This window comes from Cedecea sp. Ae19-4 (assembly GCF_059801165.1).
The window spans coordinates 2,550,433-2,564,456 of sequence record NZ_JBCHWG010000001.1 but is presented as its reverse complement, the minus strand read 5'-3'; the positions used below and the strand labels follow the sequence as shown (position 1 = coordinate 2,564,456).

At 55.7% G+C, this 14,024-nt stretch carries 13 protein-coding genes; 9 read left to right on the top strand and 4 right to left on the bottom strand.

Annotated elements, in window-relative coordinates; all coding sequences use genetic code 11:
• Positions 1 to 59: 59 nt before the first annotated feature.
• The 4 genes from napB to AAIE02_RS12120 all read left to right on the top strand — a co-directional run bounded on the left by napB (position 60) and on the right by AAIE02_RS12120 (position 3,624).
• On the top strand, positions 60 to 509 hold the full coding sequence (gene napB / locus AAIE02_RS12135) for a nitrate reductase cytochrome c-type subunit (RefSeq protein ID WP_166871960.1): 450 nt from the start codon (positions 60 to 62) through the stop codon (positions 507 to 509).
• Between the two features lie 3 nt (positions 510 to 512).
• On the top strand, positions 513 to 1,115 hold the full coding sequence (napC, locus tag AAIE02_RS12130) for a cytochrome c-type protein NapC (protein WP_008460173.1): 603 nt from the start codon (positions 513 to 515) through the stop codon (positions 1,113 to 1,115).
• Positions 1,116 to 1,861: 746 nt separating this feature from the next.
• Positions 1,862 to 2,437: a GDP-mannose pyrophosphatase NudK gene (nudK, locus tag AAIE02_RS12125; RefSeq protein WP_498532589.1), complete on the top strand. Its 576-nt coding sequence runs from the start codon at positions 1,862 to 1,864 to the stop codon at positions 2,435 to 2,437.
• A gap of 143 nt (positions 2,438 to 2,580) precedes the next feature.
• Positions 2,581 to 3,624, top strand: a complete 1,044-nt coding sequence (locus AAIE02_RS12120) for a DUF1176 domain-containing protein (protein WP_498532588.1) — start codon at positions 2,581 to 2,583, stop codon at positions 3,622 to 3,624.
• A gap of 59 nt (positions 3,625 to 3,683) precedes the next feature.
• On the opposite strand, the gene tkt is transcribed toward AAIE02_RS12120, so the two are convergent.
• Both tkt and tal read right to left on the bottom strand, forming a co-directional pair.
• On the bottom strand, positions 3,684 to 5,684 hold the full coding sequence (gene tkt, locus AAIE02_RS12115) for a transketolase (RefSeq protein ID WP_498532587.1): 2,001 nt from the start codon (positions 5,682 to 5,684) through the stop codon (positions 3,684 to 3,686).
• 18 nt (positions 5,685 to 5,702) lie between these two features.
• Positions 5,703 to 6,653: a transaldolase gene (gene tal, locus AAIE02_RS12110; protein ID WP_336982084.1), complete on the bottom strand. Its 951-nt coding sequence runs from the start codon at positions 6,651 to 6,653 to the stop codon at positions 5,703 to 5,705.
• 256 nt (positions 6,654 to 6,909) lie between these two features.
• On the opposite strand from tal, the gene maeB reads away from it, so the two are divergent.
• On the top strand, positions 6,910 to 9,189 hold the full coding sequence (maeB, locus tag AAIE02_RS12105) for an NADP-dependent oxaloacetate-decarboxylating malate dehydrogenase (RefSeq protein ID WP_008459558.1): 2,280 nt from the start codon (positions 6,910 to 6,912) through the stop codon (positions 9,187 to 9,189).
• A 155-nt stretch (positions 9,190 to 9,344) separates the two neighbouring features.
• Here the strand turns inward: maeB and hemF are convergent, their stop codons facing one another.
• The gene (gene hemF, locus AAIE02_RS12100) at positions 9,345 to 10,250 is read right to left on the bottom strand and encodes an oxygen-dependent coproporphyrinogen oxidase (RefSeq protein ID WP_336706813.1); all 906 of its coding nucleotides are present in this window, start codon (positions 10,248 to 10,250) and stop codon (positions 9,345 to 9,347) included.
• 5 nt (positions 10,251 to 10,255) lie between these two features.
• A complete protein-coding gene (amiA, locus tag AAIE02_RS12095; RefSeq protein WP_336982086.1) occupies positions 10,256 to 11,128 on the bottom strand; it encodes an N-acetylmuramoyl-L-alanine amidase AmiA in 873 nt (290 codons plus the stop codon).
• Between the two features lie 216 nt (positions 11,129 to 11,344).
• Between amiA and AAIE02_RS12090 the strand changes: the two genes are divergently transcribed.
• The 4 genes from AAIE02_RS12090 to AAIE02_RS12075 all read left to right on the top strand — a co-directional run bounded on the left by AAIE02_RS12090 (position 11,345) and on the right by AAIE02_RS12075 (position 13,898).
• Positions 11,345 to 11,770: a GNAT family acetyltransferase gene (locus tag AAIE02_RS12090; RefSeq protein WP_008459564.1), complete on the top strand. Its 426-nt coding sequence runs from the start codon at positions 11,345 to 11,347 to the stop codon at positions 11,768 to 11,770.
• 20 nt (positions 11,771 to 11,790) lie between these two features.
• Positions 11,791 to 12,243: a DUF2919 family protein gene (locus tag AAIE02_RS12085; protein WP_166990720.1), complete on the top strand. Its 453-nt coding sequence runs from the start codon at positions 11,791 to 11,793 to the stop codon at positions 12,241 to 12,243.
• A gap of 49 nt (positions 12,244 to 12,292) precedes the next feature.
• The gene (locus AAIE02_RS12080) at positions 12,293 to 12,868 is read left to right on the top strand and encodes an RpoE-regulated lipoprotein (protein WP_498532586.1); all 576 of its coding nucleotides are present in this window, start codon (positions 12,293 to 12,295) and stop codon (positions 12,866 to 12,868) included.
• Between the two features lie 130 nt (positions 12,869 to 12,998).
• On the top strand, positions 12,999 to 13,898 hold the full coding sequence (locus AAIE02_RS12075; protein ID WP_166871987.1) for a Dyp-type peroxidase: 900 nt from the start codon (positions 12,999 to 13,001) through the stop codon (positions 13,896 to 13,898).
• The last annotated feature ends 126 nt before the right edge of the window (positions 13,899 to 14,024 follow it).

The window sequence follows — 14,024 nt, the reverse complement described above, 5'->3', positions numbered from 1 at the left end:
GCTAAGTGTCCGGAGGGTGTTTTCAGAATAACAATTCGATGGAGCCTGGGAGCTAAATCATGAATAACCAAGGCCTGATGAAGGCGTTGTTTCAATGGGGAGCGGCATTCACTCTGGTTGTCAGCGGTGCGCTTTGGGCGGCAACTGGCGTGGATCTTAAGCAATCGCCTGAAGTGTCCGGCACCCCGGAAGGGGCTGTGCTGATGCCAAAGCAGCAGCAGCGGATGGCGCTGAACTACGTTAACCAGCCGCCGATGATCCCGCATAGCGTGGACGGCTACCAGGTCACGACGACCAGTAACCGCTGCCTGCAGTGCCACGGTGTTGAAAGTTACCGCACCACGGGAGCTCCGCGCGTCAGCCCAACGCACTTTATGGATAGCGACGGCAAGGTGCTTTCGAACGTGGCGCCTCGCCGCTATTTCTGCCTGCAATGCCACGTGCCCCAGGCGGATGTTGCCCCGATTGTTGAAAATACCTTCGAGCCATCCAAAGGGTTTGGGAAATAAGTTATGGATAAATCAACTCGTCAACCCGGCATCATTAAACGCGTGTGGCAGTGGTGGCGCAGGCCGAGCCGGTTAGCGCTAGGCACGTTGCTGCTGATTGGCTTTGCTGCCGGGATAATTTTTTGGGGCGGTTTCAACACCGGGATGGAAATGTCCAACCGCGAAGAGTTCTGCATCGGCTGCCATGAAATGCGCAATAACGTGTATGAGGAATACATGGGCACGGTGCATTACAACAACCGCAGTGGCGTGCGTGCGACTTGCCCGGATTGCCATGTGCCGCACGAATGGGTGCCGAAAATGATCCGTAAAATTCAGGCCAGCAAGGAGCTGTACGCCAAGGCCTTTGGGCTGATAGACACGCCGCAGAAGTTTGACGATCACCGCCTGGCGATGGCGCAAAACGAGTGGCGGCGGATGAAAAACAATAACTCCCAGGAGTGTCGAAACTGCCATAACTTCGACTATATGGATTTCACCGCGCAGAAAACCGTGGCGGCCAAAATGCACGATGAGGCGATCAAAGACGGAAAAACCTGTATTGATTGCCATAAAGGCATAGCGCATAAGCTGCCGGATATGCGAGAGGTTGAGGCGGGGTTTTGATTAATATTCTGGATTTCTTATTTCTGTAAGCCAGGCATATTTCCGTTCACCCGTAGATCGATTCCCCATGTACGCTCAGAGCACGGTGAACGTGTCAGGGGGCATTACGCCATGCCCCCTGACAACCCCCGGCGCCCGGCGAGCTCATCGCCGCTGAAGCGGTAAACCCACCGGCTATCACCCAAACATTCGGGGTCGTTCGCGATTCGTTCCCGACGATCGCTCTCTTTCGCTGTTCCCGACAGCTCAACCCCGCCCGAGTTGGGTCATAGCCGGGGGCGATGAGAGCCGGGAACAAGGGAGTGGCTTGTAGGACTTGCAGCAACGTTAACGTTCCGTGTGGCTGCGGGTTTAAAGCGAGGCACGGTTCCGGCTTAAATCGCCTGCGTTTTCTCTCCGACTGGCCAGGGTCCGGACGTCGGGAACGGCCGGAGGCTGAGAGCGTCGGGAACGCATCTCAGCCGACCCAGGACTGGGAGATAAAACGGAGGTCTGCCGCTTCAGCAGTCGATTTATTTGGCCGGGAGTCCGGGTTCTTAGGGGAGTGACGGTGACTCCCCTAAGACGTTCACCGGTGCGGGGGCTATATATAAAAAAGGGCTGGAAGTGAACGGAACTACTATCTGGTAAACATAAATAAAATCACCCTCCAAAAAACACACCCAACAAACACACCTAACGCCACGCGACAACGCTCACAGAACGGCATATGATTGTCGGCTCCCTTACCGCCTTGTGGAGACCGTATGTCGTTACGTATCGAAGTCATCAAAGATAAAGTCCTGTCTGATAACTACTTCATCCTGCGCAATATTACCTATGACCTGTCTCGTAACGGGGCCGAAAGCGTGCGTCATAAGCGCGAAGTTTATGACCGGGGCAACGGGGCGACCATTCTGCTTTATAACCGCGAAAAGAAAAATGTGGTGCTAACACGCCAGTTCCGCGTCGCGACCTGGGTTAACGGGAATGAAGACGGCATGCTGATAGAAGCCTGTGCCGGGCTGCTGGATGCCGACGAGCCGGAAGTCTGCGCCCGCAAAGAGGCGATGGAAGAAACGGGCTTTCAGGTAGGAGAGGTTGAGAAAGTCTTTGAGTTGTATATGTCTCCCGGCGGCGTGACCGAAATCGTCTATTTCTATCTGGCAGAATACAGTGATTCTCAGCGAGAAGGCGCCGGCGGAGGGGTGGAAGATGAAGATATCGACGTGCTGGAAATCCCGTTTAGCCAGGCAATGGCGATGGTGAAGAATGGGGACATTCGCGACGGGAAGACAGTGATACTGCTTCAACAGCTACAGTTGCGCAATATTATGGGGTAAAACTCCATAAAATCATGTTATTGCGATTTTTAATATTGATATAAAGCTATCCGACAAATCCGATTGAGCAGGCTGTCTCGTGGGCCGAAGATACGTCGCACCATCGTACGTTTTTCACGCTTCGCTTTTTAGGGCAGCCTTCAATGTTCTATCGGACATCCTCCTTGCTTATGCTTGCATTGCTGGTAGCCAATGCGGCATTTGCCGCGCCAGCGCAAAAGCAGTTTTCCGACTGGCAGGTGACCTGCAATAACCAGAACTTTTGCAGCACCCGTAATACCGGACTGCATCAGGGGTTGGTGATGACGATTACCCGGGGTGCCGGGGCTCGCACTGACGCCAGTTTGCGCATCGACCTGGGGAATATGGAGAGTGCGGACGTTACAGTCTCGCCTGTAGCACCGAGGCTGCGGTTTGACGACGCGCCGCTTGCTATCCAGCCCAGCGAGTGGAAAGTGTCGCCTCATCATTTGATGACCAATAATCCGGAGGCGATTAACGGTCTGCTAGACGCTGTTATGAACGGCGATAAAATTACCCTTGCCGACGGCAGGGGCATCATTTCACTCAGCGGGCTCAAAGCGGCGCTACTCTTTATCGACAGCCAGCAAAAGCGTATCGGCAGCGAAACCGCATGGATTAAAAAAGGCGACGGACCTCCGCTCAGCGTGCCTCCGGCTCCACCGCTCAAAGAAGTGGCTGCAGCTACGGCACCAACAACGCCACTTTCACACGATGAACTGAACGACCTGTTGGATTACGGCACATGGCGGATGAATAACAGCCAGTGCTCGCTCGATCCGCAGCGCCGGGAAGTGCGCGTTTTCCCTCTGACTGACGATAAAGCCTTGATGCTTACCAGCTGTGAAGCAGGTGCCTATAACGTGGTTTATCTGGCCTGGGTCATCTCCCGGCAAAAGCCGTTTGTCGCCAGGACGATTCACCTGCGGTTGCCCTTCGTACCGGCCGACGGGAGTTCAGAGCTGGAGCTGATGAACGTGGGATTTGATGAGCACAACAAAGAGTTAACGACTTTGGCGAAAGGGCGCGGGCCCGGCGATTGCGGCGTGGCCACGCGCTGGCGCTTTGACGGGCAGCGTTTCCGGCTTGTGCGTTATGCCGCTGAATCTGCCTGTGATAGCTGGCATAAAGCGGGCGGCTGGCCGACGCTGTGGGTCACCAAATAGGGTGGATTCATGGAATAAGAAGAACCCTCTCCCCATGAGGAGAGGGCTGGCAGTGTAGGCTATTTCTTGCCGAGTGATTTTTTCGCTACGGCTACGATGTTTTCTACCGTAAAGCCAAAGAACGGGAACAGCTTCCCGGCAGGCGCGGATTCGCCAAAGGTTGTCATACCCACAATCCCGCCTTTGAGACCGACGTATTTATACCAGTAGTCGGCTATACCCGCCTCAACTGCCACACGAGCGCGAACCGCATAAGGCAGGACGGACTCCTGATACGCCTCATCCTGAGCATCAAACACGTCGGTGGACGGCATAGACACGACGCGAACCTTATGCCCTTCTTTGCTCAATGCTGCCGCGGCCTCGACGGTGATTTCAATCTCAGAGCCTGTGGCAATCAGGATGAGGTCTGGTTTGCCGTCGCTGTCCTTCAGAATATAACCCCCTCGGCCGATCGCTTTCAGTTGCTCGGGCGTACGGTCCATCTGGGCCAGATTCTGGCGAGACAGGATCAGCGCAGTTGGGCCGGTCTGGCGCTCAAGTGCGGATTTCCAGGCCACGGCGGCCTCAACCTGATCGCAAGGCCGCCAGGTGCTGAAGTTGGGCGTCAGGCGCAGGCTGGCTAACTGCTCGACGGCCTGGTGTGTCGGGCCATCTTCCCCAAGGCCGATGGAATCATGGGTATAAACCATGATCTGCCGGGCTTTCATCAGCGCCGCCATACGTGCCGCGTTACGGGCGTACTCCACAAACATCAGGAAAGTGGCGGTGTAAGGGATAAAGCCGCCGTGCAGGGCGATGCCGTTGGCAATGGCGGTCATACCGAATTCGCGTACGCCGTAGTGGATATAATTCCCGGCGGTGTCCTCTTTAATCGACCTCGAGCCTTTCCAGATGGTCAGGTTACTCGGGGCCAGGTCGGCGGAGCCGCCAAGCAGTTCCGGCAGCGACGGACCAAAGGCGTTAAGGGTATTCTGCGAAGCTTTGCGGGTGGCGATTTTGTCCGGGTTCGCCTGCAGTTGTTCAATGTAGCTTTGGGCTGTTTTCTGCCAGTTATCCGGCAGTTTACCTTCGGTACGGCGTTTAAATTCGGCGCTCAGGGTAGGGTGAGCCTTTGCGTAAGCGGCAAACTTCTCTTTCCAGGCGGCCTCCGCTTTTTCGCCTGCCTCTTTGGCGTCCCAGGCGTGATAGACCTCTTTTGGGATCTCAAACGGCGGGTATTTCCAGCCGAGCTGCTTGCGCGCCAGGGCGACTTCTTCTTCACCCAGCGGTGCGCCGTGAGCCTCTTCTTTGCCCGCTTTGTTTGGCGAACCAAAACCGATCACGGTGCGGCAGATGATGAGGGACGGTTTGTCCTTCACGCTCTGGGCTTCTTTGATGGCTTTTTTCAGCGCTGCCGGATCGTGGCCGTCAATCTCATGGATCACGTGCCAGTGATAGGCCTCGAAGCGTTTGGCCGTGTCGTCGGTAAACCAGCCATCGGTTTCCCCGTCGATGGAAATCCCGTTATGGTCATAGAAGCCGATCAGCTTGCCTAAACCCAGCGTCCCGGCAAGGGAAGATACCTCATGGGAAATGCCCTCCATCAGGCAGCCGTCGCCCATGAACACATAGGTGTAGTGGTCAACGATGTCATGGCCCGGCTGGTTAAACTGCGCGGCCAGCGTGCGCTCGGCAATCGCCATCCCCACGGCGTTGGCTAACCCCTGGCCCAGCGGGCCGGTGGTGGTTTCCACGCCGGGGGTATAGCCCACTTCCGGGTGGCCGGGCGTTTTGGAGTGAAGCTGGCGGAAGTTTTTCAACTCCTCCAGCGGCAGGTCATAGCCGCTCAGGTGCAGCAGGCTGTAAAGCAGCATCGACGCATGGCCGTTCGACAGCACGAAGCGGTCGCGGTTGGCCCAGTGCGGGTTAGACGGGTTATGGCTGAGGAAATCATTCCACAGCACCTCGGCGATATCGGCCATGCCCATGGGCGCTCCGGGGTGGCCGGAATTGGCTTTCTGGACCGCATCCATACTGAGGGCGCGAATGGCGTTGGCAAGCTCTTTACGTGATGACATGTTTCACTCCAGGTCTTGTTAAAGTTTGGCGGCGAGCAGGTCTTCCAGTTTGCGTTGATCTATGGCGAACAGGCGGATCCCTTCGGCCAGTTTTTCCACGGCCATAGCATCCTGGCTATGTTCCCAACGGAATTCCGCTTCGCTCATGGGGGCCGGACGGCGGAAGCCCTGTGAGAATGGGATCAGTTTACGGATAACTTCTTCTTCACTGTCCTGCAGCTGCTGCAGCAGGTTAGGGGCTATGGTCAGCCGGTCGCAGCCCGCCAGGGCGAGGATTTGTTCCTTACGACGGAAGCTGGCGCCCATGACGATGGTTTCATAGTTATGTTGCTTGAAGTAGTCGTAGATATTGCGCACGGATTTCACGCCCGGATCTTCTTCAACGATATACGGATCCATCGGTTTACGCGCCTGATACCAGTCGTAAATACGGCCCACGAACGGGGAAATCAGGAAAACGCCCGCTTCCGCACAGGCACGCGCCTGAGCAAAAGAGAACAGCAGTGTCAGGTTGCAGTTGATGCCTTCTTTTTGCAGCTCTTCCGCCGCGCGGATGCCTTCCCATGTCGACGCCAGCTTGATGAGAATGCGGGATTTATCGATCCCCTGTTCGGCGTACAGGTCCACCAGGCGACGAGCCTTGCTGATGCTCTTTTCTTTGTCGTAGGAGAGGCGGGCATCCACTTCGGTAGACACGCGACCTGGAATGCTTTTCAGAATTTCCGCACCGACATTGACCGCCAGTTTGTCACTGGCTTCGGCCACAATGTGTTCCCTGCTGCCGCCGTGCTGTTTGCCGTAGGCCAGGGCATCATCAATCAGCGGCTGATATTGCTCAAGCCCCGCGGCTTTTAACAACAATGAAGGGTTGGTGGTGGCGTCTTCAGGCTGGTAGTGGCGAATAGAGTCGATATCACCGCTGTCTGCAACCACGGTGGTGTACTGTTTAATGCTGTCTAACTGATTCATTACTATCTCCTTGAAAAAGCAACGTCTTACCTGAGCGTTCCGTGTCGCTCGCCGTGAAAACTTACGCTTTGCATAACCCAAAAGCATAGCAGATGGGGGCGATGACGGGGCAGCCGCTAACATCGGTTCTATAGTTAGCTAACAATAATCACGCCTAATCTTAATAGTATGGCTACCTTCAAAGTTTGCGAAACGTGCCCGCGTGATACTAGGCGGCTGACGTAACAATAAAGAAGACCCAAAAAGGAACGATGCAATGGATGAACAACTGAAGCAAAGTGCCCTCGATTTCCATGAGTTTCCAATTCCGGGGAAAATTCAGGTTTCTCCGACCAAACCCCTTGCTACCCAGCGTGACCTGGCGCTGGCATATTCGCCGGGCGTAGCGGCACCTTGCCTTGAAATTGAAAAGGACCCGCTCGCCGCCTACAAATACACCGCGCGTGGCAACCTTGTGGGCGTGGTTTCTAACGGTACCGCGGTGCTCGGGCTAGGCAATATCGGCGCGCTGGCAGGCAAGCCGGTCATGGAAGGTAAGGGCGTCCTGTTTAAAAAATTCGCCGGTATCGACGTCTTCGATATCGAAATTGATGAGATGGATCCGGACAAGCTTATCGACGTGGTGGCCGCGCTGGAACCCACTTTCGGCGGCATTAACCTGGAAGATATCAAGGCACCGGAGTGTTTCTACATAGAGCAGAAGCTGCGCGAGCGCATGAACATTCCGGTGTTCCACGACGACCAGCACGGCACCGCGATTATTTGTACCGCCGCAGTGCTGAACGGCCTGCGCGTGGTTGAAAAGAACATTACCGATGTACGGCTGGTGGTTTCCGGCGCGGGGGCTTCGGCAATCGCCTGTATGAACCTGCTGGTCGCGCTGGGAATGCAAAAACACAACATCGTGGTTTGCGACTCGAAGGGCGTTATTTATAAAGGCCGCGAAGAGAACATGGCCGAAACCAAAGCCGCCTATGCCGTAGAAGACAGCGGCAAGCGGACGCTGGACGACGTGATTGAAGGCGCGGACATCTTCCTCGGCTGCTCCGGCCCGAAAGTGCTGACCCAGGAAATGGTGAAGAAAATGGGCAAAGCGCCGCTGATTCTGGCGCTGGCTAACCCTGAGCCTGAAATTCTGCCGCCGCTGGCGAAAGAGGTGCGCCCGGAAGCCATTATCTGTACCGGCCGTTCGGACTACCCGAACCAGGTGAACAACGTGCTGTGCTTCCCGTTCATCTTCCGTGGCGCGCTGGACGTGGGCGCCACGGCAATTAACGAAGAGATGAAGCTGGCTGCGGTACATGCGATAGCCGAGCTGGCTCACGCTGAACAAAGCGACGTGGTGGCCTCCGCCTACGGCGAGCAGGAACTGACGTTCGGCCCGGAATACATCATTCCTAAGCCATTTGACCCGCGCCTGATCGTGAAAATTGCCCCGGCGGTAGCCAAAGCAGCGATGGACTCCGGCGTGGCCACGCGCCCGATTCAGGATTTCAATGCTTACAGCGAGAAGCTGGAAGAGTTTGTCTACAAAACCAACCTGTTTATGAAGCCGATCTTCTCCCAGGCGCGCAAAGAGCCGAAGCGTGTGGTGTTAAGCGAAGGGGAAGAAGCGCGCGTGCTGCATGCCACACAGGAGTTGATCACTTTGGGGCTGGCGAAGCCTATCCTGATTGGTCGCCCAAGCGTTATCGAAATGCGTATCAAAAAGCTGGGCCTGCAAATTCAGCCGGGCAAAGATTTTGAGATCGTGAATAACGAATCCGATCCGCGTTTCAAAGAGTACTGGCACGAGTACTACAACATCATGAAGCGCCGTGGGATCACTCAGGAGCAGGCGCAGCGGGCGGTGATCAGCAACACGACTGTGATCGGGGCGATCATGGTGCATCGTGGTGAAGCGGATGCGCTGATATGCGGGACAATCGGCGAATATCACGAGCACTTTGACGTGGTAGAGAAGCTGTTTGGCTACCGCGAAGGCGTGAAGGCTGCCGGGGCGATGAACGCGCTGCTGCTGCCGAGCGGCAACACCTTTATCGCGGATACCTATGTGAACGATGACCCTACGCCGGAAGAACTGACGGAAATCACGCTGCTGGCGGCGGAAACGGTGCGCCGCTTCGGCATTGAGCCGAAAGTCGCGCTGCTTTCCCACTCCAACTACGGTTCTTCCAACAGCAAAGCCGCCTGCAAAATGCGCAAAACGCTGGATCTGGTGCGCGAGCGTGCGCCTGACCTGGAAATTGACGGGGAGATGCACGGAGACGCCGCGCTGGTTGAAAGTATTCGCCATGAGCGTATGCCGGACAGCCCGCTGAAAGGCTCTGCCAATATCCTGATCATGCCGAACGTTGAGGCGGCGCGTATTAGCTACAACCTGCTGCGCGTGTCGAGTTCTGAAGGGGTGACCGTTGGACCGGTCCTGATGGGCGTGGCGAAGCCGGTTCACGTGTTGACGCCGATTGCTTCGGTGCGCCGCATTGTGAATATGGTGGCGCTGGCGGTTGTGGAGGCGCAAACCGCACCGCTGTGATTGAACTCCCCCTCGCCCTCTCTCCGGAGGGGCGAGGGGGAAAACCGAGTAAAGCGGATAATAGAGTCATCTTTCCCCAAAGGGATATGGGGGACAGCGAGTACTAAAAATCCCCTCTCCCTTTTAGGGAGAGGGTGAGGGCAAAAACGCGAAAGCTACACCCACTCCTTCACTGGCAGGAAATCACGATACAGCGCAGCCTCCGGGCTGCCTTCTTCAGGCTGATAGTCATACTCCCAGCGCACCAGCGGCGGCATCGACATTAAAATCGATTCGGTGCGCCCGCCGGTTTGCAGGCCAAACAGCGTGCCGCGATCCCACACCAGGTTGAACTCAACGTAGCGCCCACGGCGATAGAGCTGGAAGTCACGTTCGCGTTCGCCGAAGGGATGATCCTTGCGGCGTTCAACAATCGGCAGATAAGCGTCCAGGAATCCTTGTCCGACGGCCTGAATAAAGCGGAAGCCGTAGTCAAAGTCTGGCTTGTTCAGATCGTCGAAAAACAGCCCGCCGATACCGCGCTGCTCGTTGCGGTGTCTGATAAAGAAGTAGTCATCGCACCACTTTTTATAACGCGGGAAAACGTCGTCACCAAACGGCTGACACAGGTCACGCGCCGTGCGGTGCCAGTGCACCGCATCTTCTTCGAAGCCGTAGTAAGGCGTTAAGTCGAAGCCGCCGCCAAACCACCAGACCGGATCGGCGCCAGGTTTTTCGGCAATAAAGAAACGCACGTTGGCGTGGCTGGTCGGCACATAAGGGTTGTTCGGGTGTACCACCAGCGAAACGCCCATGGCCTCAAAGCTTCTGCCCGCCAGTTCCGGGCGGTGGGCCGTGGCAGACGCCGGCATGGCGTCACCGTGAACGTGAGAAAAGTTCACGCCAGCCTGTTCGAACACCGCGCCGCCGCGCAAAACTCGACTGCGCCCGCCGCCGCCGCCTTCTCGCTGCCAGTTGTCTTCCTGGAAGACGGCGCCATCAAGGGCGGAAAGCTGCTGGCATATCGTATCCTGCAGGGAGAGCAGGAACTGTTTTACGGCGTGGATATCGGGCTCAGTCATAAAAATTAACGCTTCTTACCGTGGACTTTATGGTTATCAAACCAGTTGAAATAGCTCATCACGCCGGAGGCGATGGCGGTGGCAATCTTCTGGCGGAAGGCGGTGGTGCCGAGCAACTTTTCTTCGCCCGGGTTGGTGATGAACGAGGTTTCAACCAGCACGGACGGAATGGACGGCGACTTCAGAACGACGAAGGCTGCCTGTTCCGTGTTGCGGCTGTGCAGCTTATGCACCGGCTTTATCTGTTTCAGAATATGCGAGCCGAGCGTCAGGCTGTTTTTAATCGTGTCGGTCTGCACCAGGTCAAACAGCACCTGCTGCAGGTAGTGATCTTTGTCTTTCACTTTGCTACCCGCTACGTCATCCGCGGCGTTCTCTCTGTCTGAAAGATATTTCGCCATAGCGCTACTTGCGCCTCGGTTAGACAGGGCGAATACGGAGGCACCTGCGGCGGTTGGACTGGTGAAGCCATCCGCGTGGATCGACATAAACAGATCTGCGCCGTGCTGGTGGGCGATTTCAACGCGATCGTACAGCGGAATAAATTCGTCCGTGGTGCGAGTCAGCCTGGCATCGATCCCGTTGCTGCGCAGGATGCTGCGCACGTTTTTGGCAATGGCCAGCACCACGTGTTTTTCTTTCGAGCCGTTGTGGCCGATGGCGCCGGTATCAATCCCACCGTGGCCCGGGTCGAGCATAACAATGCGTTTTGCCCCGGATTTTTTGGCCACTTTACTGTGGGAATTGGTGGTTTTCAGCGATTTGGCTTCTTCCTTTGCCAGCGCTTGGTTCATACCGGTTAGCGTCAACGCTGCTAAACCTGTGAGCAGGATCTGGCGGCGCGTCGTAAGTTGCGTTAGCGATTTAATTTTGCTCATGCGGATGAATTATTTATCTTATGGAGTCCAGATGGGAAGTTATAACGTATCGGCTTCATGCAAACGACACTCTGGCGTCAGAAATGTATATCCATTCGTTTCATTTCATGACTGGTCGGAGATTATGCCATTTTTTTCGCGCTTTTGCGGCAGTTATTGGCTTAACGGACGGTTAACGCCATAATCAACCTTTTACGGCTTAAGGTGGCTAATACCATGGAAATTCGCGTTTTTCGCCAGGAAGATTTCGAAGAGGTCATTACCCTTTGGGAGCGCTGCGATTTACTGCGCCCATGGAATGACCCGGAAATGGACATTGAACGTAAGCTGCATCACGATGCGGACCTGTTTTTAGTCGCTGAGGTGGGTGGCGAGATCGTCGGTTCGTTGATGGGCGGGTATGACGGCCATCGGGGTTCAGCCTATTACCTGGGCGTGCACCCGGAGTTTCGGGGCCGCGGCATTGCTAACGCCTTGCTGAACCGGCTGGAAAAGAAGCTGATTGCCCGCGGTTGCCCGAAGATCCACATCATGGTGCGCGAAGAGAACGATCTGGTTATCGGCCTTTATGAAAAGCTCGATTACGAGCATCAGGACACCATTTTGCTCGGCAAACGGCTGATAGAAGATCAGGAATATTAATTTTCAAATGTGTTCATGCCATGTATTTGCCTGCTGATTATGATTCACAGGGCAACTTAAAAGCACCGCTGCTGTTCTGGGCGGTGTTGTTGTTACAGGCCCGCACCTGGGTTTTGCTGGTGCTGGCGGGGGCTTCTCGTCAGCAGGGCGATGCGCTGCTGGGCCTGTTTTATCCCGATCGCGATAACTTCTGGCTGGGGCTGATCCCCGGTATTCCGGCTGCGCTGGCCTTTTTGCTCAGCGGACGTCGCCACCTTTGGCCCCGGTTCTGGCGGGCGTTTCGCTGGATATTGATTGCCGCCCAGGTTGGGCTGCTGGCGTGGCAACTGGCGCTGCTGGCCGGGGATGAAACGCTGACCGGTACCACCGTTGTTCTGCTGATTATCGATCTGTTCGCGCTTTGGTGGCTGCTGACTAACCGCCGGCTGCGGGATTACTTTGCCCTGAAAAACGAGTTAAGCGGCACTTTTTGACGTCCCCGTACTCCAAAGGCCGTTACCATTTTTTGAAAAGGAATGATCAATGAAATCTCTGCGCCTGATGATGCTAGGCCTGCCGCTGGTTCTGAGCGGGTGTTCCACGCTGTCCTCCGTTAACTGGTCTGCGGCTTATCCGTGGAACTGGTTTGGCTCTTCCGTTGAGGTGAGCGAGCAGGGCGTGGGGAAACTGACTTCAGCCACCGCGATGGATGAGAAGGTCGTGAGCGAGGGGTTGAATGACAATTATCGTCTGCGCAGCGGCATGAAAACTGAAAACGGCACCATCGTGCGCTACTTTGAGGCGATGAAAGACAAAGACGTTAAGCTGGTGGTGAACGGCGAAAAAGGCACCGTGAGTCGCGTAGATGTGATGGATGCTGACATCAAAACCGCCAGCGGCGTGAAAATCGGCACGCCTTTCAGCGATCTGTATCAGAAAGCGTTTGGGGCCTGCGAAAAAGCGACCAGCGACGATGCGGCAGGCGTTCTCTGCCAGGCGCCGAACAGCCAGCACATCAGCTATCTGTTTACAGGCGAGTGGCACGGGCCGGAAGGATTGATGCCGTCGGATGATACGCTGAAGAAATGGACGCTTAACAAAATTATCTGGCGTCGATAAAATTTGCGCCGGGTTTGCGCCGTCGCAAGTCGGCGTGAATAAATCAGGTTAGAATAGCCCGATAAATGCCTCCGTTCGGAGTCATCATAGTTATGTGCCACCTTTGGTGGCATTTTTTTCAGGAGGAATCATGTCTCGGGTTCAAAGCGGCATTCTGCCGGAACATTGTCGTGCCGCCGTTTGGCTGGAAGCTTCTGTCCAGGGCGACTTCAGCGCGCTGAGCGCAGGGTGCAAAACCTTTATTGAAGCGTTGAATGCTTTCCAGGAACAATTCCCTGACGCGATGCTGGGGGCGACCGTTGGCTTCGGGCACGACCTGTGGCGCGACCTCAGCAAAGGCGAAGGTGCCGCAGAGCTGAAAAACTTTACGCCACTAGGCAAAGGCCTGGCGCCCGCGACCCAGCACGATGTGATGATCCACATTCTTTCTCTGCGCCATGACGTGAACTTCTCCGTGGCTCAGGCCGCGCTGGCCGCGTTTGGCGATGCGCTGAAAATTGAAGAAGAGATTCACGGTTTCCGCTGGGTAGAAGAGCGCGATCTCAGCGGCTTCGTTGACGGGACCGAAAATCCACAGGGCGAAGAAAATCGTCGCCAGGTGGCGGTGATCAACGAAGGCGTGGATGCCGGGGGCAGCTACGTGCTGGTTCAGCGCTGGGAACACAACCTCAAGCAGCTTAACCGCCTGAGCGTGCACGACCAGGAGATGATCTTCGGCCGTACCAAACAGGAAAACGAAGAAATTGACGGCGACGCGCGGCCAGCCACTTCTCACCTGAGCCGGGTCGATCTGAAAGAAGACGGCAAGGGGCTGAAAATTGTGCGTCAGAGCCTGCCTTACGGCACCGCCAGCGGCGTGCACGGTCTCTATTTCATCGCCTATTGCGCGCGTTTGCATAACATTGAACAGCAGCTATTGAGCATGTTTGGCGACGCTGACGGGAAGCGTGACGGTATGCTGCGCTTCACTAAGCCGGTCACCGGCGGTTACTACTTTGCGCCGTCGCTCGATAAATTACTGAGCCTGTAATCCCCTCCGGCGTAGCGTTTGCTACGCCGCTTTCTTATATCCCTTTCTTCTTGTAAATCGCCAAACGGTATATAAAAGCGTTACAGCTTTATCGCTCGTTATAAATACACTGACTGTCATGACTTT

Coding starts and splice junctions, on each gene's coding strand:
- napB (WP_166871960.1), top strand. CDS start 60: ATGAATAACCAAGGCCTGATGAAGGCGTTGTTTCAATGGGGAGCGGCA.
- napC (WP_008460173.1), top strand. CDS start 513: ATGGATAAATCAACTCGTCAACCCGGCATCATTAAACGCGTGTGGCAG.
- nudK (WP_498532589.1), top strand. CDS start 1,862: ATGTCGTTACGTATCGAAGTCATCAAAGATAAAGTCCTGTCTGATAAC.
- AAIE02_RS12120 (WP_498532588.1), top strand. CDS start 2,581: ATGTTCTATCGGACATCCTCCTTGCTTATGCTTGCATTGCTGGTAGCC.
- tkt (WP_498532587.1), bottom strand. CDS start 5,684: ATGTCATCACGTAAAGAGCTTGCCAACGCCATTCGCGCCCTCAGTATG.
- tal (WP_336982084.1), bottom strand. CDS start 6,653: ATGAATCAGTTAGACAGCATTAAACAGTACACCACCGTGGTTGCAGAC.
- maeB (WP_008459558.1), top strand. CDS start 6,910: ATGGATGAACAACTGAAGCAAAGTGCCCTCGATTTCCATGAGTTTCCA.
- hemF (WP_336706813.1), bottom strand. CDS start 10,250: ATGACTGAGCCCGATATCCACGCCGTAAAACAGTTCCTGCTCTCCCTG.
- amiA (WP_336982086.1), bottom strand. CDS start 11,128: ATGAGCAAAATTAAATCGCTAACGCAACTTACGACGCGCCGCCAGATC.
- AAIE02_RS12090 (WP_008459564.1), top strand. CDS start 11,345: ATGGAAATTCGCGTTTTTCGCCAGGAAGATTTCGAAGAGGTCATTACC.
- AAIE02_RS12085 (WP_166990720.1), top strand. CDS start 11,791: ATGTATTTGCCTGCTGATTATGATTCACAGGGCAACTTAAAAGCACCG.
- AAIE02_RS12080 (WP_498532586.1), top strand. CDS start 12,293: ATGAAATCTCTGCGCCTGATGATGCTAGGCCTGCCGCTGGTTCTGAGC.
- AAIE02_RS12075 (WP_166871987.1), top strand. CDS start 12,999: ATGTCTCGGGTTCAAAGCGGCATTCTGCCGGAACATTGTCGTGCCGCC.